We start from the raw sequence: 18,765 nt of genomic DNA, 5'->3' as shown, positions 1-18,765 counted from the left end.
CTACATTGAGGCTCGATGATCTCGAACTGGCTCGCGGCAGCATTGTCCCGCCGCAACATTCACTACGGCTGGGTGATGGTCGGCGTGACCTTCTTCGCCGCGCTGATCAGCGCCGGCACGGTCGGCGCGCCCGGTGTGTTCATCGTTCCCCTGCAGAAGGAGTTCGGCTGGAGCACGGCGGAGATCTCCTCCGCGCTGTCGATCCGCTTCATCCTGTTCGGGCTGATGGCGCCGTTTGCGGCCGCCCTGCTCAACCGCTACGGCCTGCGCAACGTCACGCTGACCGCGCAGCTCATCGTCGTCTCGGCGCTGGTAGCCTCGCTCGGCATGACCGAGGTCTGGCAGCTCGTGGCGCTGTGGGGCGTGGTGATCGGCATCGGCACCGGCATGACCGCGCTGGTGCTGGGCGCCACCATCGCGACGCGATGGTTCGCGGCGCGGCGCGGCCTCGTGGTCGGCATCATGACCGCGAGCGTTGCGACCGGCCAGCTGGTATTCCTGCCGCTGCTGGCAAGCCTCACCGAACGTTACGGCTGGCGTCTCGCGCTCGGCTTCGTGTGCATCATGCTCGGCGTCTCCGCGTTCGCCGTGCTGCTGATGATGCGCGACCGGCCGAGCGATGTCGGCCTGCGCCCGCTCGGCGACGAGGGCACCGAGCCCCTGCCCGCACCGCCCGTCAACCACGGCTCGATCACGGCCGTGGCGCTCGGCACGCTGCGCGACGCCTCCAAGTCGACCGCGTTCTGGATCCTGTTTGCCACCTTCTTCGTCTGCGGCGCGTCGACCAACGGCCTCGTCCAGGTGCACCTGATCCCGATGTGCCTCGATTTCGGCATCCCGCAGGTGCAGGCCGCGAGCCTGCTCGCTGCGATGGGCATCTTCGACTTCTTCGGCACCATCATGTCGGGCTGGCTGTCCGATCGCTACGACAATCGCTACCTCCTGTTCTGGTACTACGGGCTGCGCGGGCTTTCGCTGATCTTCCTGCCCTTCAGCGATTTCTCGTTCTACGGGCTCTCGGTGTTCGCGATGTTCTACGGCCTCGACTGGATCGCGACGGTGCCGCCGACGGTGCGGCTCACCGCGCAGAAATTCGGGCCCGAACGCGCCAATCTGGTGTTCGGCTGGATCTTTGCCGGCCATCAGCTCGGCGCCGGTGCCGCGGCGTTCGGAGCGGGTTTGTCGCGGACGGTCTATCAGAGCTATCTCCCTGCGTTCTTCATCGCCGGCGCGCTCTGCGTATTCGCCGCGCTGATCGTGCTGGCGCTATCGCGGCAGCCGAAGCTCCAGCCCGCGGCGGCCTGAGCTAATACCTGATCGTGGTGGTGACGCCGAACACAGCGGCGTCACCGATCCGCGACGTCCCGGCGGGATCGTTCGGGTTCGGGATGCCACCCGAGGGGCGGAACACGTACTGGAAATAAGGCGCCACCAGCCAGCCCGGCTTGATGTGCGCCTCGTAGATCATCTCGATCAGCGTCTCGTTGCTGCGCACCGGGCCCTGCACGCCGGTGTAGGCATTCGTGTCGACGTCGAGAGCGCGGGCGGTTTTCGAAATCCGCATATAGGCCGCCGCCACGCCGAAGCGGTCGAGCGGACGACCGGGCGTGAAGCCGACAAAGCCGATGCCGCCGTCCATGTACAGATCGATCAGATTGCGATCCGGCGGGCTGTAGGCGATACGGCCGAACGCGGTGATGCCCGGGAGCGAAGCCGAGGTGCTGTTCTCCTTCACTTCCGGCGGGCGATAAAGCACCTGCTCGATCACCGCGAAGATCCCGTAATTGCCTTTGAGCTTTGCCGGAATGCCGCTGCCGGACGGATCGGCGATCGACAGACCTTCCGCCGTGACGCGCTGGCTGTCGAATGAGCCGTAATGCTTCCAGGCGCCCGGCGTGAAATTGCCGGCGAGCGGACGTCCCGCGATATCGATGTCGTAGCTGAAGCGGACCTGCCCGATCACCCACGGCGGATCGTTGATGCGAAAAGCAAGACCATGATGGTCGCGCAGCTGCGGGTCCTGATTGCCCGGGCCCGAGGGATCGCCGTTGAACATCGCGCCGAACAGCGTGACTTGGTCCGACAGCGTCGCCTTGACGCGGATGCCCGGCACCGCGATCGGCGGCGCCGGGCCGCCGGCCGGAAGGTTGCTCGCCTTGATCGCGGGCCAGCCGAAAGTGCCGTTGATGAAGAGGTCGTCGGTCTGGCTGTCGAAAAACTCGACGTCTGCGGCTTGCTGGCCTGCCCTGATGTTCAGGCGGTCGCCAAAGAAGCTCTGCTCGAAATACGCATTGTAGAGCCGCTGGTCCGGCAGCGCCTCGATCTCGCTGATGGTGGCGAGGTTCATCACGTAGTTGCGGGAAAGTCCCCGGCCGTAGATCACGAACGCATTGGCGTAGAATCGCCCGCCGGTCCAGCCGACCAGCTTGTCGAGGTCGGCATCGACCGAGAGATCGAGGCGGCCGAAATGGACGGCCCCGCGCTTCACGCCGCCGGAGACGTTCGCGATGTTGTCCGCGATGTAGGTGGCGCCGAAATTCAGGCCCTTGCCGGCGAGGCCGTCATGCCATTCGTTGAACCACTTTGGAAACAGCCATCCGGCCGCGCTCTCGTCCTTGGCGCCGGCAAGCGCGCTTGTGGCCGTGCAGGCCAGGGCCATCGCGGCCGCACCTCGCAACAGAGAGTTATGGGCGGTCCCAATCACGGCTAATTCCGGCTGGCGTACGCTACTTGAAGATACCGGTCCGCCGCATGAAGAGATAGGCCGCGGCCACCGAGCAGGCCATCAGCGCCGCCGCCACGAGAAATCCGCTCTCGACCTCGGTCAGCGGCAGGCCCTTGGTGTTCATGCCGAAGATGCCGGTGATCAGCGTCGGCGGCAGCAACAGCGAGGTGACGATCGAGAGCGTGTGGAGATGGCGATTGCTCTCCTCCTCGTTCTTGAAGCGCAGCTCCTCCTCGAGCAGGCGGCTGCGCTCCCTGAGCTCGACGATGTCGTGGTCGAGGCCGTCGAGCCGCTGTGCGAGCTTGCCGGCCTGGATCCGCAAGGCGGGCGAGAGATGATCGATGTTCTTCTGGTCGAGCCGGTGAAACAGCACGCGCAGGCCGGTGAGCTGCCGGTGCAATCTCACGCAGGTCCGGCGCAGGCGACCGAGATTGCGCCGCATCTCCGGTTTTGCGTCGTCGGCGAGGATGCGCTCCTCGATGTCGTCGATCTCCTGGCCCAATTTGTCGGCCGTCCTGTCGAGCGTGTCGGCAACCTCGTCGACGATCTTCTCCAGGAGATGGGCGACATTGTCGACGCGGTAGCCGCCTTCGAGCACGCGGCGCGTTGCGTCCGCCGAGCAGAGCGCCTGATGACGGCCGCTGACCAGAAGGCGCTCGGTCATGGCGAAGCGCAGGAACGCGGTCTCTTCCGTCGCGCTGTCGATCTCGCGCACGAGATCGGAGAACACGCCGTAGACGCAATGGTCGATGACGTGAAGCTGCTGGAACGTATCGTGCGACAGCAAGAGTTCGCGCGCGAGCGGCGGCAGCTGTGCGGACGCAATCCAGGGCCGTGCGCGCGCATCGGTGAGATTGAAATGCAGCCACAGCCGGCCGTCATGGTTGAACTCGATCGGCTGGTCGACCGGCAGCGGCTCGGCGCTGCCGTCGCCGTGCAGGCGGAACGCCCACACCAGACCCGGAATCGCAGGCACAGCTTCCGATATCGCGCTGACAAGCTTCGCCGGCTCAGCCATGGCCCAATCCCAATCGTCAACAATGCCCCGTATCCGGAAAGATGGCTGACGGCATCCCCCGGAGCCCACGCGGGTACTCAATTACGCCAGTGTTACAGCTTGATGATGGCGCCCTATTCTGAGGCCGATCATCGATGACGGAGCAAGTTGACATGTCTCGATCATCAATTCGCCTTCAGATCGGCAGACACGTCTTCGCGTTCTCGCGGCTCATTCCGCCCGAGCTTTGCTCTCTTCATTGCTCCCTTTTATGAGAAAGGGCGCAGGGAAGGCCGGATGCCGGCTGGCACCCGCGGTCCCGTGTGCGAACAAGACGCGCACGGGGTGGACTACAGGTGACGCCGGACAACCGGCCTTCCCTGCGCGGATGGTTTGACGGCTTATGTCGCGCTCTCCTCGGGGAGCGATGCGCTATTGCCCCCGTCGCCTTGCGGATGGCTGATGTGCCGACCCGGTTGGGCCGCCGCATCACCGCAACACTTGACGCACAGACCCCGGGCGTCAGGACCACACGATTTTGCCGTCCGCGCACATCCCCGCCCCTCATTCCCGACGGCTGGCGTGCGCTCACCACCGGGACTGAACGAGGACGCTGTCAGCGCCGTGTCGTATCGCGCGTGCCGCTGCTCACGGGGATTCCGCCCTGCAGCCTGTCCATCGCGCCGACGCCGTCGCGGCCACCGCCTCCCGGCCCGCGTCTCGTGACGATCGCGAAACGCCCCTTGTGGCGGGCGGGATGCCGCGAAACATACGGTATACCCGAATTCTTGTAAAGCGAATTTTGAGACTTTGGCTTGCCCTCGCCAACAGAAACGCGAGAACAACCCCATGCACAGTAGCCGGGGCATTGAAGATCAACGACTTACAGGGTCCAGCCGTCTCCCGGACTTTTTGCGAGAGAGGCTTACTTCGCGTCCTTGTTCAGTTCGATCGCGACCTCCGCCATCCAGGAGCCCGGCGCCTCCATCAGAAAGGATTGATGGCTGCTCCTGGTCTGGATCGTCACCAGCGCGGCCACTGTGTTTCCCTCTATTCGCGCCTCGATCAGCCCGTCCTTGTTCGTGCCGTAGACCTTGCCGCCCTGCCGGTACTCGCTCTCGAACCAATTGCCGGAAAGTTCCGTCTCGCTCTGCTCGATGTTCGCGGACAGCACCATCTTGTACGCATCGCTTGCGCAGCGCAGGTCGAGCGTCAACGACCGACCCGGCCTGGTGACGTTGTAGGCCACCTTGCAGCGAACCTTCTCGCGCGGACCGTCGGACGGCTTCATCGTGCCGATGCCCGACCATGCGCCGGCCAGACTGTCGAACACCGGCTCCGCACATGACGGGCTGACGCCGACGAGCACGAGGCAGGCTGCGCCGATACCCGTGCGCACCGCCGAAATCTTCAGTCGCATTCTGCCAATCCTGATTCGTAGAGACCGTGCGCGTCCTACGCCCGAACAGCCGCAGGATGTTGACGAAGATGTTTAGAAATGTTGCGGAGATTGCCTGAACGTTGCCGGGACCAGGCGCACCCATCGGGATGAATCCGATAGCACCGCGGCAAATTCCCGTCGGTCCCGTACGGCATTTTCCGGCAGTCGAGCGCGCGCCTCGTCCTGCGAGACGACCGCGGCGCCTGTCATTGGGCCGCTTTACGCGGCGGGCGTCTCGAAGGATGGCCACGGCGAGCGTCGCCGGAGCCGAACCCGGCCTCATCCCGGACCGGGCATATTGCCTGCGAATTGCGGGTAACATTCGCGCAGCTCCTCGCGGATCCGACCCCGGATCAAAGCCAGCGTCGCCTCGTCCGGCGCCGGCGTCGTGGTCTCGCATTGCTCGTTGTCGTAGGCAAAGCCCGTCGTGCCGCGAATGTCGCGCCAGCCATATCCCGGATGCGTGCTCTCGAGGCGGAAGCGGCCGGCCTCGCGGTCGAAAGAGAACAGCGCCGCGTTGGTCAGCAGCGCATGCGGGCCGCCGCGCCGGTAGACCGTCTCGTCGGTGACGCCGGGCGCGGACACGAAGTCGACGCGCTCGACCAGGGATCGCAGGCTGTGCTCCTCGCGGAACAGGATGACCCGCGGAACCAGGAAATACAGATAGGCGGAGCCGAACGAGCCCGGCCATCTGACCGGGTTGTTCGGATAGTCGCCGGTGCCGACGAGATTGACGTTGCCGCGGCCGTCGATCTGGCCTCCGCCGAGAAAGAAGGCATCGAGGCGCCCCTGCGCGGCGCAATCGAACAGCTCCTCGGCTCCTCCAGTGAACGAGTTGTGCTTGACCGAGCCGAGGATCGAGACCTGCACGCGCTCCAGTCCGTCACGCTGGTTGAGCGCACGCAACAGCATCGCGCCGGCGGCCGGCATCGGCGAGGACTGACCGACCGCGACATGCCGCACGCCCTTCAGCAGCCGCGAGATCGTGTAGATCATCAACTCACGGCTGGTGCACGCTTCGCTCATGCCGCGTTCCTCGAATCCCGCATGTAGGCCCGAAAGCCCTCCGGCGAGCGCGCCGCGCGGGCGTATTTCTCGACTTCCTGCCCATCCCTGGGATACTCGGCGTAAAGCCCGGTGGGCCATCCACCGTTCTTGAGCTGCGCCACAGCGCTCACATAGATCGCGGGCAGGACGCCAGCGGCGGTCTTCTCGTCCTCGAGCAGCGACACCTCGGAGATGCGCTCGACGGTCACGAAGGCCCGCTTCGACGCGTGAGCCAGCAGCATCGTCTCACGCCGGCGTCCCAGCCGGACGTTGCCGAACCGGTCCGCCTCGGGCGCATGAAACAAGGCAATGTCGGGCTGGATTGCCGAGACCACGACGATCTTCTCGCTGTCGTCGAACGGGTTCGACGTCACTTTCCAGTCGTCGCGCTGCTTCAAGACGTCACTGCCGATGATGCCGCGGATCGGCATGAACGGCACGCCCTTCTCCGCGGCGGTCAGGCCCGCGAACACCGCGGGACAAGTGGCATCACGGAGGCGAATGGAGCCGTCGCGGACGGCCCGGCTGAAACAGGGCGCACCGCCGGCTTCGCCGAGACTGACGGCGCTCGTCTCGAGCGTCGCGACGGCCCCGGCGCCGATCAGCATATCGACCTGCATGCCGCCGATCGGCGCACAGACCACGTGGAGATCGCGAATGCCGCGATCGATCAGCATCCGGACCAGTCCCGGGGCCGCGGCGTAGTCGTCCGGTGCGAGGCCAAGCTTGCACCCCGAGGGGATCATCTCCGCCATCTCTTGCGGCGTCACGAAGTCCGTCATCTCCTCACCTCCCCCTTGATTTTCTTTTCAAGACGCCGACCGAACGAGATCAACCTCCCGGCCCGTCCGCCGTGCCGGCGCCGATGGCGATCAGTCAGCCGCGTCCCATGCTGTAGAATTCCGCGTTCGGCCGCATGCTGGTGACATTGGCAAGCCGGTTGGAGAGGCCGAAGAACGCGGTGATCGCGGCGATGTCCCACATGTCCTCTTCCGTAAACCCATGCGATTTCAGCGTGGCGAAATCGGCCTCGGAAACCTTGTAGGCTTCGGTCGAGACGCGCACGGCGAAATCGAGCATCGCCTTCTGCCGGTCGGTGATGTCAGCCTTGCGGTAATTGACCGCGACCTGATCGGCGATCAGCGGGTCCTTGGCGCGGATGCGCAGGATCGCACCATGCGCGATGACGCAATATTGGCATTGATTGAGGTTGCTGGTCGCCACCACGATCATTTCCCGTTCGGCCTTGGTGAGGTTGCCGGGCTTGTCCATCAGCGCATCGTGGTAGGCAAAGAACGCACGAAACTCGTCCGGCCGGTGCGCCAGCACGAGAAACACGTTCGGAATGAAGCCGGACTTCTCCTGAACAGCGAGGATACGGGCCCGGATGTCGTCCGGCATGTCGGCGAGATCAGGAACGGGGAAGCGACTGACTGCGGGTGACTTGGTCATGGCCTGAATATCCTTGGATCCAGCGTATGGAAACTGCGCGCCGTCGTCTTTCCTCGTGCCCTTGGCCGGGATCATCGCAAAAACTGCCCAGACGATGCGTCGTTCCCGCTCCGCCCGAAGCGCCGCACCCTGCCAACCGATCCAGAGAAATGCGCGAGGCTATCGCAATCAATGCCTGCTTCGATGTCGTATGGCAATGCGGGTTGCTGTAGACCAGCCCCGCGCACCGGCGGCGGTCCGGGACACCGACTGGCGTCCTGGCCGAGCTTGTCCCGGCTATTCACGCCCCTCCACGCAGCGGGGACAACGTGGACCCGCGACCTGCCGGTGCGGCTTCAGCCGCGGAGACGGGACAAGCCCGTGCATGACGACCTCTGCTGAACTTCGATTGCGATCGCCAGCCCGCCCCTGCGAGATCAGCAGCTCTTCTGCTGCAAATGCTGGACGCAGGTGCAAGCGGTCGTCGCCGGATATTTCACGTCGTAATAGGGAGGTGTCTTGGTGGCCGGGCCGTTGGTCGAGCAACGCGGGAACAAATAATAGCTGTCGGACAGCTTCACGGTGCCGGCAATGGTGAAGCCGAGGTTGGGCGCGTAGTCGTAGGACACCTCACTCAGGATGAGCGAGATGTTGGCATTGCTGGTACCGCCCGGCGCGGTAAAGGATGACAGGGTCATCGGATCACCCTTCTTTCTCGCCCCGGTCGCACTGGTCGACGTGCTCCATTGCACCGTCGCGTTACCGCTGCTGTCGGTCGAGACTTCCGAGACCGTGATGGTCATCAAGGAGGTGCTGCCGTTCTTGGTGGGATACGGCGCCATGATGGCGGTCGCAGCCGCGAGGATACCGCTCATCTGCGTCGCGGTGACGGCCGTGTTCTGCGTGATCATGTCGGCGACGCTATGCGCGGTCGCGCTGACCTTGACGTTCATGGCGAGCCCGTTGCCGAGCTCGACGCCGCCGATATAGAGCACCAGCATGAACGGCGTCACGATGGCGAACTCCGTCGCCGCAACGGCGCGGACATCGGTCAGCAGGTGCCGGGCGCGGGACGACAGGGCGGAGATCATCAGGTGGCTCCTGGCTCGTTCTGGAACGCGGCGGACGACATGATCAGCCGGTTGCCATTGCTGAGGTTCGAGAGGTTGAAACCGAGCGGACCGAGCACGACCGGCCACACATACATCACGCGGAGCACGACGATATCGCCGGCGTCGCCCGGGTCATACTGCCAGACATTGTTGACCTTGCCCGTGCCGTCGAAGGTCAGGGTGGGCACTCCCGTGTTCGCTGACGTCCACGAGCTCGCCACCTGCATGTCGATCATCAGGCCGCTGCAGTTGAACAGGATCACGATCTGGTCGCAGACCTTCTGCTTGAAGACCGCCTGCGTCATGTTCGCGGACTGAACCTGTCCGGTCATGACGAGGCGCGCCGATTGGCGCACGACCGATTCGAGCATCTGCTGGGCGAAGAACACCAGAAACGTCTGAATGAGCGCGATGACGAGCGCGAGGAACGGTGCGGCGACGAGCGCAAACTCGACGGCCGTGGCGCCCCTGCTGTCGCGCGCGAACGCAGCGCAGCGATTGCGGCGTCTCCTGGTCGTTGCAGTATCCGGCTCCGTCATGGCGCGTTCTCTACTGCACGAGGCTGGCTGTGCTGGACGCGACCTTGATGAAAAGGTCGGTCAGCGCATCGGAAATGTTCTGCCCGTTCTTGACGGCATTATAGAAACCGGGCGAGGCGCATGCCTGGAGGTTCTGCGCGATCTTGCCGGTCAGGGACGTGGGCTGGTCGTACTTGTCGATCCAGTTCATGTACCATTGATCCGTCTTCTGGATGCCGGTGTTGACGTCGGCGATGAGCTGAAGATACTCCGTATAGAGAACGGCGATCTTGATGCCGCGGTCTTTGATGGTCTTGCACATCGTCGTGTCGAGCGGTTGCTGGCATCGACTGTTGGAGGCGAAGCTCGCATTGGGGCAGGTCGCGGAGATCTTGTCTTCGACGCCGTCGGTGACGAGGAAGACGACTTCCTGCGGCGTATCGTTCGCCGAATTGCTGCCAAGGCCGGGGTTGGGCATTTTGTCGTTGATGCTCTTGAGAGCGCCGGCGATGTCGGTGCCGTTGTCGGTCTTGCAATTGGTCGAAACGACGACGCAATTCTGGTAGGCAACCGGCATCAGAGAGATGTTGGAAACCTGGGCCCCTGCGGTGGTCGGGGTGGTCAGCGACGCCAACTCGTTCAAGCCGAGGTCGAACGTGTAGAGCGCCGCCTTGTAGGTGGTGTTGTTCAGCGCCGACATGCACTGCATGACGCCGCCCGTAATACCGGACTGCGGGCAGTTCGACCATGAATTGAGCAGCTGGTTGACGGCGTTCGTCACGAGATCGATACGCAAGGTGATGTTTCTTTGCCGCGCGATCGCGAGGTTGTCCTTGGTGCCGCCGTCGTGAGCGATATTGGTTTGATGGCAGGCGAAGCCGCAATTCTGCGAGGCCGCCGCCGTCTGGTAGGCGGGAGCGGTGTACTTGATGAGATTGCTGATGTCGCCCGCGGTCGCGCCGATCCCCATGGACGGCGAGTCATCCATCAACAGATAGAAATTCATGTTGGGGGCGCTGGACGCCCGCGCCGTCGCGGAGCCCGCGACGTCCCAGGTCTGCTTGCCGAGGACGCCGGGAAAATTGTTGACGGACTGCGCGGTGTAGGAAACCGTGATGGTCCGCGCGAGCCCGGAATCGGTGACCGTGATCGTTGGCGTCGGCACGGTCGACAATCCCGGGAGATTGGCCTTGGCGGCGAACACGGCGGCCGCAGTCGCCTGGACGACGGACTTGTCGCTCTGCGCCAGCATCGCGGGCCTCACGGCCGCGATCGCGGCCGCGTCGGCGGCTGCGTTCAACTGCTCCCGCTTGCGCAGGGCCAGCGTGTAGTCGAGCGTCATGCCCAGGAGAAAGATGATAGGGACCAGCGTCAGCGCGAAGATGATGGCGACGTTGGCCTTCCGGTCTGTCGCGAAACGGAGCACCGCGCGGCGAAGCATGAGGTTCATCCTTACTGCCGTCGTTGCGGCAGCGGCCCTTTCCCTGAAATCGACGGAAGAGATTGCCGGGGTTCGATGCCGACGCTCGCCCATCACGGGCGGAATATGGCGATGGCTCCGTTAATCAACACTTACGGGCACTCCGCAAACAGGAACCGCATGGGATCGAGATGTCTCATATCGAGAAGGCATCATTAATGTCGCTTAAACGCGACCGTAGAGATTGGCGGTAAACGACTGGGAATACCCGTAGAATAACGGAAGAGACACGATTGACGCCGACCGACAGAACGCCGGGCGCCCGGCCCGCCGGACCTTGCCAGCCGGAGCCATATTGCCGTTAGACTCGGCGGTGCAAACGTGGACAATGCCCTGACGCACGCCAGCGTGCGCAGTGCACATCAAGATGCGCCAGGGGAAACCAGAAGGGAAACAAATGCCGGCTGCCGGCCCGTCATCCGAACCGATCATTCCAACCGTTCCGCTGACCGCCCAGATGCGCGATTCACTGCGCGCGATCGTCGGCGAGAAGGGCCTCATCGAGGACGAGCACGGCAAGCAGCCGTTCGTGACGGACTGGCGCGGACTGCTGGTCGGTGGGGCCGGAGCCGTGGTTCGTCCCGGCAATACCGAGGAGGTCGCGAAGGTGGTCCGGCTCTGCCATGAGCACGGGGTCGCGATCGTGCCGCAGGGCGGCAACACCGGCCTGATGGGCGGCGCCACGCCGTGGCCCGCGCATACCGGCATCGTGCTGTCGCTCGGCCGCATGAACCGCGTGCTGGACGTCGATGCCACCGGCTACACCATGACGGTCGAGGCCGGCTGCGTGCTGCAGGCCCTGCAGGAGACAGCGAGCCGGCACGACAGGTTCCTGCCGCTCAGCCTCGGCGCCCAGGGCTCGTGCATGATCGGCGGCAATTTGTCGACCAATGCCGGCGGCGTGCAGGTGCTGCGCTACGGCAATGCCCGCAACCTCGTGCTGGGCCTCGAGGTGGTGCTGCCGAACGGCGAGGTCTGGGACGGATTGCGCGCGCTCAAGAAGGACAATACCGGCTACGACCTCAAGCACCTCTTCATGGGCGCCGAGGGAACGCTCGGCATCATCACCAAGGCCGTGCTGAAGCTGTGGCCGGCGCCCAAGGACGTCTGCACCGCGTGGCTGGCGATCCCCGATCCGCGCGCGGCACTGGAGATCCTGTCGGAAGCCCATGGCGCATCCGAGGACAATGTCGGCTCGTGCGAGCTGATGAGCCGCGCCGCCGTCGACATGGTGCTGCGTCATATCCCCGGCACGCAGGATCCGCTTCGCGCGGACACGCCGTGGTACCTGCTGCTGGAATGGTCGTCCTCGCGGGCGCGCCAGGACGGGGCTGCGGGCATCGCGGAGAAGATGGAGCAGTTTCTCAGCCAGCAACTCGAGGCGGGCCGCGTGATCGACGCGGTGATCGCCCAGACCGGAAGCCAGTCGCAGAACATGTGGCGCATCAGGGAGAGCGTCGCCGAAGCCTCGCGGGCCGAGGGACCCGGGATGAGCTTCGACATTTCGGTCGCCATCTCCAGGATTCCGGAGTTCATCGATCTCGGGCTCAAGGCCGCGCTCGACATTCTGCCGACCATCCGGCCCTATCCGTTGGGCCACATCGGCGACGGCAATCTGCATTTCTCGTTCATGGGGCCATCAGGCATGGATCAGCAGACGCTGACGCAATACAAGGGCGCCATCACGCGGGCGGTGAACGACCTCGTCACCTCCATGGGCGGCTCGATCTCGGCGGAACACGGTATCGGCATCGACAAGCTCGACGAGCTCAGCCACTACCGCTCGAAGACCGAGCTCGACATCATGCGAACCATCAAGCGCGCGCTCGATCCGCAGAACATCATGAATCCAGGCAAGGTGCTGCGGGTGTAGGCCCCCGCGACCTACTGCATGATCGCGGCCGCGATCTTTTCCGCCGACATCAGCACGGGAAAGTTGGTGTTGGCACACGGCACCACCGGAAAGATCGAGGCGTCGACGACGCGCAGGCCTTGCACGCCCTTGACGCGGCCCTGGTTGTCGACCACCGCCATGGGATCGTCGGCCCGGCCCATGCGGCATGAGCACGAGGCGTGCCAGACGCCGATGGTCGCCTTGCGGACGAAGGCTTCCAGCGCCTCGTCGTCGTTGATCACCTGATCGAAGGTGAAACCTTCGACCACGAAATTGTCGATCATGTAGTGACGCAGCGCCGCCGGCCCGTCCATCAGCGTCGCGGCGATCTTGGTGAGGATCCTGTTCTTGTTGTTGACGACGCCGATCTTGCGGACCTTGTCGGTGTAGGCCGCGGGGAACGGCTTGTCGGTCACCTTCTTGACGATGTCGCTCATCTGAATGGCAGCCATCTTGCGGAAGCCACTCATCAGGCGATCGAGATCGCGCCGGTCGGACAGCAGGTTGAACTCGACGATCGGCTCCGCGGTGGGATCGCGCGAGGCGAGCTTGACCTGTCCGGTTTCCGAATAGGTCTTGTTGACGAAGGTCAGGAGCGAGCCGATCTGCTCGCCGACCGCATGCCAGGCCGACTTGGAGAGCAGGACGACGAACATGTCGCCCCTCGGCACGCCCGCAAGGCCCGAGGAATAGCGCAAGCCCAGCTGCATGTGGCGCCTGGTGTGCTCGTTCATGCGCGCACCGCGGCGGACAAAGGACGACAGCGAGATGGATGGGTGATCCATCAGGCGCTGTCCGACACCCGGCAAGCCCATCAGCACGGGAATGCCCATATCCTTGAGGTGGCCGACCGGGCCGATGCCGGCACGCAGGAGATGCGCCGGCGAATGGATCGCGCCGCTGGAGAGGATGATCTCGCGTCCCCGGAATTCCTGCTCGCGCCCGTCGACGACAGCCCTCACGCCGACGCATTGCGTGCCTTCGAACAGCAGCTCGCGGACTTGCGTGTTGGTGGAGATGGTGAGATTGGCACGCTGGCGGGTGTCGCGGTCGAGATAACCCATGGCAGCCGAGACGCGCTGCTCAGCCTGGTTCGAATGCGTCACAGGGAAATAGCCGTCGACGAACTCGCCGTTCTGGTCCGGCAGGAATTGATGGCCGGCCTGCTGGAAAGCATCGGCGAAGGCCTGTGAGTGCCTGGTCCAGTGCTCGCGCGGGATGCGGCGGACCGGAATTCGGCCGTCCTTGCCGTGATAGGGACCGTCGAAATCGAGGTCGCGCTCGACCTTCCTGAAGAAGGGCAGCACGTCGTTCCACGTCCACCCTTCCGCGCCGCGCGCGTCCCATTCGTCGTAATCGGTCGGCGCGCCGCGATTGGCCATCTGGCCGTTGATCGACGAGCCGCCGCCGAGCACCCGCGCCTGCTCGTATTTGCGCAAGGGGGGACGGGCTTCGTTCGGATTGTTGTGGCTGACGACCTGGGTCGTGACCTTGAGCTCGGTCCAGTGGAAGCGCGGATCGAAATAGGCCGTGCCCGGATAGCTGTCCCTGATCTCGGCCGGCTCGTTGCCGGGCGGCGTGTCCTGCCCGGCCTCGCACAGCAGAACCTTGTTGGCGCTCCTCGCCGAGAGCCGGTGAGCCAGCACGGACCCCGCCGAGCCGCCGCCCACGATAATGAAGTCGTACACGATTGGCGTTTCCTGTTGTTCTTGTTCGTTAAACGTAGCGCGTTCTTGTTTTGAGGTCACGCGATCGCGGCCGGGACAAGATTGTCGCGGTCGCGATGATGGCGGGGCATCACGGCCTGATCGAAAAATTCTGCGGCGGCCCCGCTTTTCGCAGCGGCTCCGCCAGCCGCGCGAACTCGCACAGCAGCGAGCGCGTCTTGCGGGGGTCGATGATCTCCTCGACCCAGAATTTCTCGGCCGAGCGGAACGGCGAGCGCAGCTTGTTGAGGCGCTCCTGGATTTCTTCCAGCTTGGCCGCCTTGTCCTCGGCCGCGTCGATGTCGGCGCGGTAGGCCGCCTCGATGCCGCCTTCGAGCGGCAGCGAGCCCCAATAGGCCGACGGCCAGGCGTAGCGGATCGAGAAACGGTCGGCCGGCTGATGCACGACGCCGGCAACTCCAAAGGCGTTGCGCAGGATCACGGTGCACCACGGCACCGTGGTCTGGTTCACCGCAGCCATGGCGCGGACGCCGTGACGGATGGTCGCCGTCTTCTCGGCGTCGAGACCGATCATGAAGCCGGGACAGTCCATGAGATAGACGATCGGCAGATGGAAGGTCTCGGCGAAGTCGACCCAGCGCACCACCTTCTGGCAGGCGTCCGCCGTCCAGGAGCCGCCATAGTGAAAGCTGTCGCTGGCAAGCAGCAGCACCGCCCTGCCCTCGAGCCGTGCGAGGCCGACGATGATGGGCTTGCCGAAGTTTTTGCCGACCTCGAAGAACGAGCCCCTGTCGACGACCGATTCGATGATCGGCCGCATCTTATAGACCTGCTTGCGGTTGCGCGGCACCGCGTTCATCAGCGCTTCGTCGCTGCGTTCGGGATTGTCGGCGCAAGGCAAGGTCGGCGGCAGCTCGTAGACCGACGACGGCAGGTATGACAGGAAGCGCCGCGCGCAGGCGAAAGCCTCCTCCTCGGTGTCGACGGCATGGTCGACCGCGCCGGCACGGGTCTGGATGTCGGCGCCGCCGAGCTCCTCCTTCGAGAGGTCCTGCCCCAGCGCCTTCACCACCGGCGGCCCCGCGACGAACATCGCCGACTTCCGCGTCATGATCGAATAATGGCTGGCGGCAAGGCGTGCGGCGCCTAACCCCGCGACCGAGCCGAGGCCGAGCGCGACCACCGGGACGCGCGACAAATTCTCGGTCGTGAAACGATACCAGCGCGTGCCGCCGATGCCGCCCGGCAGGTTCGCCGCGCCCTTGGTCTCGATGGTCTTGACCGAGCCGCCACCGCCGGAGCCCTCGACGATGCGGACGATGGGCAGGCGGAGATCGTGCGCCATCTCCTCCGCCATCAACGGCTTTGCCGAGATCGACGCATCCGCCGACCCGCCGCGCACGGTGAAATCGTCGCCGACCACAACGATCGTGCGGCCGTCGACACGCGCGCGGCCGAACACGCAGTTCGCCGGCGTCAGTTTCTGCAATTCGCCGCTGGAATCGTACTCGCCGATGCCGGAGACGGCGCCGATCTCGTGAAAGCTGCCTCGATCAGTAAGCTTGTCGATACGCTCCCGAACAGTCAGCCGGCCCTGGTCATGCTGTCGCTTGACCTTGTCAACGCCGCCCATCTCCCGCGCGAAGGCTTCGCGCCGGGCGAGCTCGTCGAGTTCCGGCTTCCAGTTCATTCACTCCCTCCGAATTGATCGGCTTGTTATTGTTGTGCACGGCCATGGCGACCGGCTTGCGCGAGATACGGTTGTTGAAGGCGTCGCCTTCCGCGCCTTCCATCAGGCTGCCGAGCGAGCGACCGAGCGCGAGCATCAGCGGCGCGACTTCGTCATGCAGACGCTGCTCGTCATACATCGCCGAGAGCAGGCCGATCGTGATGACCACGAAGGTCTGGTATTGCGGCGACCAGATCGGCACCGCCAGACCGTTGATGTGCGGGCTCCACAAGCCGCAGGCCACGACATAGCCGCGCTCGCGCAGCATCTGCCGGTGGGCCTCGATGCGGGGCCTGAGGATCTTCGCGGCCTCGGGCGCTTCGCGCTCCATGTCCGCGATGAAGGCATCGCCGACGTCCGGCGACAACGCCGCAGTGTAGGCCGCACCTGCTGCGGTCGAGGCCATCGAGATGCGGCTGCCGGTGCCCTCGTGCAGGCCAAGCGCAGAGGCCGAGCGCGCGAACTGGAGATAGACCAGATGGAAGCGGTCCGGCACGACGAAGCCGACCGTCCCCGGCAATTGCTCTGCCACTTCCTGCAGCCGCTGGCGGATCATGCTGCGCAGCTGCGCGCCCTTCATCATCGAAGCGCTCATCGCCACCGCGCTCGGGCCGATGCGATATTTCTGATCGCGCGGCAGATAGACCAATTGTCCCATCCGCGTCAGCGTGTGCGTGAGCCGCGACACCGTCGAGCGCGGCAGGCCGCATCGATTTGAAATCTCGAGATTGCCGAGCCTCGCCTCGTGGCCCTCGAAGCATCGCAACACGTCGAACGCGCGCGAAACCACCTGGATGACATCTCCCTCACCGGCATCGCCAGTGAGCACGCCTTGCCTACTCAACCGCTCGGATCGTCGTCCCATGTTCCCTACCGCCTGTTCCGCTCTGCGGAATTAAATTCCACTTGCTGACGACGCTACCTCAGGCATTTTGCGACGACAACAAAAAGGCGATGGCATGCCAGAAATTAAGATCGCCACGGAGATCGCCGGACGCATCTGCGCAACTCCCGTGCAAGTTGGAGGAACTGTCGCGGATGGCGATGAAATTGTGGTGGTCGAGGCGATGAAGATGGAGATACCGGTGCCCTCGCCTGCGAGCGGCACGATCACGTCGCTGCTGGTGAAGCTCGACGACGTCGTCGCCGAACGACGAGCGATCGCGATCGTCGCGAGGCGAACATGCATATGTCGCAGCCTTGGTTGCGCAATCTTCGCGGGGCCTTCCTTCGAGACGTCTGCTTGCGGCACATCTCGAATCATGGGCTAGGCGCTTCGTCGTCGCAAGGACACGCGACAATCTGTCTGGCTCACGTCGCGTTCGCGGTACGGCGTTGCCATCGCTTGATCGCGGTGACATGATCCCATCTGAAACAAACTCTGTTTCAAACAAAGAATGAAAATCCTCGCGGCTAACGCGGGGAATGTTGGAGGGAAACATGCTTCGTGGGCTGATCATGCTTGTGCCTGCCTTGGCGGCAGGCATTTCTGTTGCGTCTACACGCTACTCATTCGCCGATGACGTCAAGCTGCCGGCGACATTGACCTTCACGGCCTATGACACCGGAACCGCCGGCTTCAACATCGCGGTCGGCGTCGGCAAGATGATGAAGGACAAATACGGCACCGACGTGCGCGTGCTTCCCGCCGGCAACGACGTCGCCCGCCTCGCGCCGCTGCGCGCCAAGCGTGCGGCCTCGTCGGCAATGGGATCGGGCACCTATTTCGCGCAGGAAGGCGTGTTCGAGTTCGGCGCCAAGGAATGGGGCCCGCAGCCGCTGCAGATCCTGCTCTCCACCGTCGACTGCAATTGCGGCTCGCTTGGCGTTGCCGCCGACACCGGCGTGAAGGAGCTGAAGGACCTCAAGGGCAAGCGTGTCGGCTTCGTGGTCGGCTCGCCGGCGCTGAACCAGAACTCGCTGGCGGTGCTCGCCTTCGCCGGCCTCACGCAGAAGGACGTCAAGGCCGTCGAGTTTGCGAGCTACGGCGCGATGTGGAAGGGCCTCATCAACAACGACGTCGATGCCGCCTTCGGCACCACCATCACCGGCCCCGCCAAGGAGGCCGAGACCTCGCCGCGCGGCCTGATCTGGCCGCCGCTGCCCGCCAAGGACAAGGAAGGCTGGGCGCGGATGCAGAAGGTCGGATCGTTCTTCTTCCCGCAGGTCGCGACCTGCGGCGCCGGCATCTCGCCGGACAAGCCCGTCGAGCTTGGCAACTACCCCTACCCGATCTTCGTCACCTACGCTTCGCAACCGGCCGACCAGGTCTACGCGATGACCAAGGCGATGATCGTGAACTACGACGCCTACAAGGATTCCGCGCCCGGTGCCGGCGGCCTCGCGGCCGATCGCCAGACCAAGAACTGGGTCGTGCCGGTGCATCCCGGCGCGGTGAAGGCGCTGAAGGAAGCCGGGCATTGGAGCGATGCGCAGGAGGCGCACAACAACAAGCTGATCAAGCGGCAGGAGGTGCTCGGCGCGGCGTGGGCTGAGTACGGAAAATCCAATCCGCCTGCGGATGACAAAGCGTTTCTCGAGGGCTGGATGAAGGCGCGCGCGGCTGCGCTCGCGAAGGCCGACATGCCGAACGGGTTCGAGGAATAACGAATGCACTTACGCATAGCGCGAAGAAGGCAGTGCGCTCCCTCCCCCGCTTGCGGGGGAGGGTTGGGGAGAGGGTATCTCGACGGTGGGACTCCCCCCAGAGGAGAGAGCNCACCG

Annotated in this window: 15 protein-coding genes and 1 pseudogene; 4 read left to right on the top strand and 12 right to left on the bottom strand. The window is 64.5% G+C overall.

What is annotated here, in order from left to right:
* Positions 1 to 15: 15 nt before the first annotated feature.
* Positions 16 to 1,305 carry an MFS transporter gene (locus SE92_RS00390; protein ID WP_063193965.1) on the top strand — a complete coding sequence of 430 codons (1,290 nt, stop codon included), beginning with the start codon at positions 16 to 18 and terminating at the stop codon, positions 1,303 to 1,305.
* Position 1,306: 1 nt separating this feature from the next.
* Here the strand turns inward: SE92_RS00390 and SE92_RS00385 are convergent, their stop codons facing one another.
* The 9 genes from SE92_RS00385 to SE92_RS00345 all read right to left on the bottom strand — a co-directional run bounded on the left by SE92_RS00385 (position 1,307) and on the right by SE92_RS00345 (position 10,712).
* On the bottom strand, positions 1,307 to 2,704 hold the full coding sequence (locus SE92_RS00385; RefSeq protein WP_063193964.1) for a carbohydrate porin: 1,398 nt from the start codon (positions 2,702 to 2,704) through the stop codon (positions 1,307 to 1,309).
* Positions 2,705 to 2,726: 22 nt separating this feature from the next.
* Complete coding sequence (locus SE92_RS00380; protein WP_063193963.1) at positions 2,727 to 3,743, bottom strand: transporter; 1,017 nt, start codon at positions 3,741 to 3,743, stop codon at positions 2,727 to 2,729.
* Positions 3,744 to 4,647: 904 nt separating this feature from the next.
* Positions 4,648 to 5,142 (bottom strand): hypothetical protein, encoded by a 495-nt coding sequence (locus SE92_RS00375; RefSeq protein ID WP_063193962.1) that lies wholly within the window; start codon positions 5,140 to 5,142, stop codon positions 4,648 to 4,650.
* A 300-nt stretch (positions 5,143 to 5,442) separates the two neighbouring features.
* Positions 5,443 to 6,189 (bottom strand): CoA-transferase, encoded by a 747-nt coding sequence (locus tag SE92_RS00370; RefSeq protein WP_063193961.1) that lies wholly within the window; start codon positions 6,187 to 6,189, stop codon positions 5,443 to 5,445.
* Entirely contained in the window at positions 6,186 to 6,992 is an 807-nt protein-coding gene (locus tag SE92_RS00365; RefSeq protein ID WP_063193960.1) for a CoA transferase subunit A, read from the bottom strand. The genes SE92_RS00370 and SE92_RS00365 overlap by 4 nt, the downstream gene beginning before the upstream one ends.
* A 94-nt stretch (positions 6,993 to 7,086) precedes the next feature.
* A complete protein-coding gene (locus SE92_RS00360; RefSeq protein ID WP_063203264.1) occupies positions 7,087 to 7,662 on the bottom strand; it encodes a peroxidase-related enzyme in 576 nt (191 codons plus the stop codon).
* Between the two features lie 416 nt (positions 7,663 to 8,078).
* Complete coding sequence (locus SE92_RS00355; protein WP_063193959.1) at positions 8,079 to 8,732, bottom strand: TadE/TadG family type IV pilus assembly protein; 654 nt, start codon at positions 8,730 to 8,732, stop codon at positions 8,079 to 8,081.
* Complete coding sequence (locus SE92_RS00350; protein ID WP_063193958.1) at positions 8,732 to 9,292, bottom strand: TadE/TadG family type IV pilus assembly protein; 561 nt, start codon at positions 9,290 to 9,292, stop codon at positions 8,732 to 8,734. The genes SE92_RS00355 and SE92_RS00350 overlap by 1 nt, the downstream gene beginning before the upstream one ends.
* Positions 9,293 to 9,302: 10 nt before the next feature.
* The gene (locus SE92_RS00345; RefSeq protein ID WP_063193957.1) at positions 9,303 to 10,712 is read right to left on the bottom strand and encodes a TadE/TadG family type IV pilus assembly protein; all 1,410 of its coding nucleotides are present in this window, start codon (positions 10,710 to 10,712) and stop codon (positions 9,303 to 9,305) included.
* A gap of 436 nt (positions 10,713 to 11,148) precedes the next feature.
* On the opposite strand from SE92_RS00345, the gene SE92_RS00340 reads away from it, so the two are divergent.
* The gene (locus SE92_RS00340) at positions 11,149 to 12,624 is read left to right on the top strand and encodes an FAD-binding oxidoreductase (protein ID WP_063193956.1); all 1,476 of its coding nucleotides are present in this window, start codon (positions 11,149 to 11,151) and stop codon (positions 12,622 to 12,624) included.
* Between the two features lie 11 nt (positions 12,625 to 12,635).
* On the opposite strand, the gene SE92_RS00335 is transcribed toward SE92_RS00340, so the two are convergent.
* The 3 genes from SE92_RS00335 to SE92_RS00325 all read right to left on the bottom strand — a co-directional run bounded on the left by SE92_RS00335 (position 12,636) and on the right by SE92_RS00325 (position 16,906).
* Positions 12,636 to 14,333 carry a GMC family oxidoreductase gene (locus SE92_RS00335; protein WP_063193955.1) on the bottom strand — a complete coding sequence of 566 codons (1,698 nt, stop codon included), beginning with the start codon at positions 14,331 to 14,333 and terminating at the stop codon, positions 12,636 to 12,638.
* Between the two features lie 109 nt (positions 14,334 to 14,442).
* Entirely contained in the window at positions 14,443 to 16,002 is a 1,560-nt protein-coding gene (locus SE92_RS00330; RefSeq protein ID WP_063193954.1) for an acyl-CoA carboxylase subunit beta, read from the bottom strand.
* Positions 15,932 to 16,906 (bottom strand): IclR family transcriptional regulator, encoded by a 975-nt coding sequence (locus tag SE92_RS00325; protein WP_063193953.1) that lies wholly within the window; start codon positions 16,904 to 16,906, stop codon positions 15,932 to 15,934. Before SE92_RS00325 ends, SE92_RS00330 begins: the two co-directional genes overlap by 71 nt.
* Before the next feature lie 94 nt (positions 16,907 to 17,000).
* Here SE92_RS00325 and SE92_RS00320 point away from each other — a divergent pair.
* Together SE92_RS00320 and SE92_RS00315 are read left to right on the top strand one after the other, a co-directional pair.
* A pseudogene (locus SE92_RS00320) lies at positions 17,001 to 17,216 on the top strand (acyl-CoA carboxylase biotin carboxyl carrier protein subunit); the annotation flags it as partial.
* A 265-nt stretch (positions 17,217 to 17,481) separates the two neighbouring features.
* Positions 17,482 to 18,648, top strand: a complete 1,167-nt coding sequence (locus tag SE92_RS00315) for a TAXI family TRAP transporter solute-binding subunit (RefSeq protein WP_063203263.1) — start codon at positions 17,482 to 17,484, stop codon at positions 18,646 to 18,648.
* The last annotated feature ends 117 nt before the right edge of the window (positions 18,649 to 18,765 follow it).

It is taken from the genome of Bradyrhizobium sp. AT1, from assembly GCF_001590795.1.
GTDB lineage: Bacteria > Pseudomonadota > Alphaproteobacteria > Rhizobiales > Xanthobacteraceae > Bradyrhizobium.
Note: the sequence above shows the minus strand (reverse complement) of the source record. Positions and strands in the feature narration are given on the sequence as shown.

Bases quoted from the DNA above. Each gene is read 5' to 3' on its own strand.
- SE92_RS00390 (WP_063193965.1), top strand. From the start codon at position 16: ATGATCTCGAACTGGCTCGCGGCAGCATTGTCCCGCCGCAACATTCAC.
- SE92_RS00380 (WP_063193963.1), bottom strand. From the start codon at position 3,743: ATGGCTGAGCCGGCGAAGCTTGTCAGCGCGATATCGGAAGCTGTGCCT.
- SE92_RS00375 (WP_063193962.1), bottom strand. From the start codon at position 5,142: ATGCGACTGAAGATTTCGGCGGTGCGCACGGGTATCGGCGCAGCCTGC.
- SE92_RS00370 (WP_063193961.1), bottom strand. From the start codon at position 6,189: ATGAGCGAAGCGTGCACCAGCCGTGAGTTGATGATCTACACGATCTCG.
- SE92_RS00365 (WP_063193960.1), bottom strand. From the start codon at position 6,992: ATGACGGACTTCGTGACGCCGCAAGAGATGGCGGAGATGATCCCCTCG.
- SE92_RS00360 (WP_063203264.1), bottom strand. From the start codon at position 7,662: ATGACCAAGTCACCCGCAGTCAGTCGCTTCCCCGTTCCTGATCTCGCC.
- SE92_RS00355 (WP_063193959.1), bottom strand. From the start codon at position 8,732: ATGATCTCCGCCCTGTCGTCCCGCGCCCGGCACCTGCTGACCGATGTC.
- SE92_RS00350 (WP_063193958.1), bottom strand. From the start codon at position 9,292: ATGACGGAGCCGGATACTGCAACGACCAGGAGACGCCGCAATCGCTGC.
- SE92_RS00345 (WP_063193957.1), bottom strand. From the start codon at position 10,712: ATGCTTCGCCGCGCGGTGCTCCGTTTCGCGACAGACCGGAAGGCCAAC.
- SE92_RS00340 (WP_063193956.1), top strand. From the start codon at position 11,149: ATGCCGGCTGCCGGCCCGTCATCCGAACCGATCATTCCAACCGTTCCG.
- SE92_RS00330 (WP_063193954.1), bottom strand. From the start codon at position 16,002: ATGAACTGGAAGCCGGAACTCGACGAGCTCGCCCGGCGCGAAGCCTTC.
- SE92_RS00325 (WP_063193953.1), bottom strand. From the start codon at position 16,906: ATGGGACGACGATCCGAGCGGTTGAGTAGGCAAGGCGTGCTCACTGGC.
- SE92_RS00315 (WP_063203263.1), top strand. From the start codon at position 17,482: ATGCTTCGTGGGCTGATCATGCTTGTGCCTGCCTTGGCGGCAGGCATT.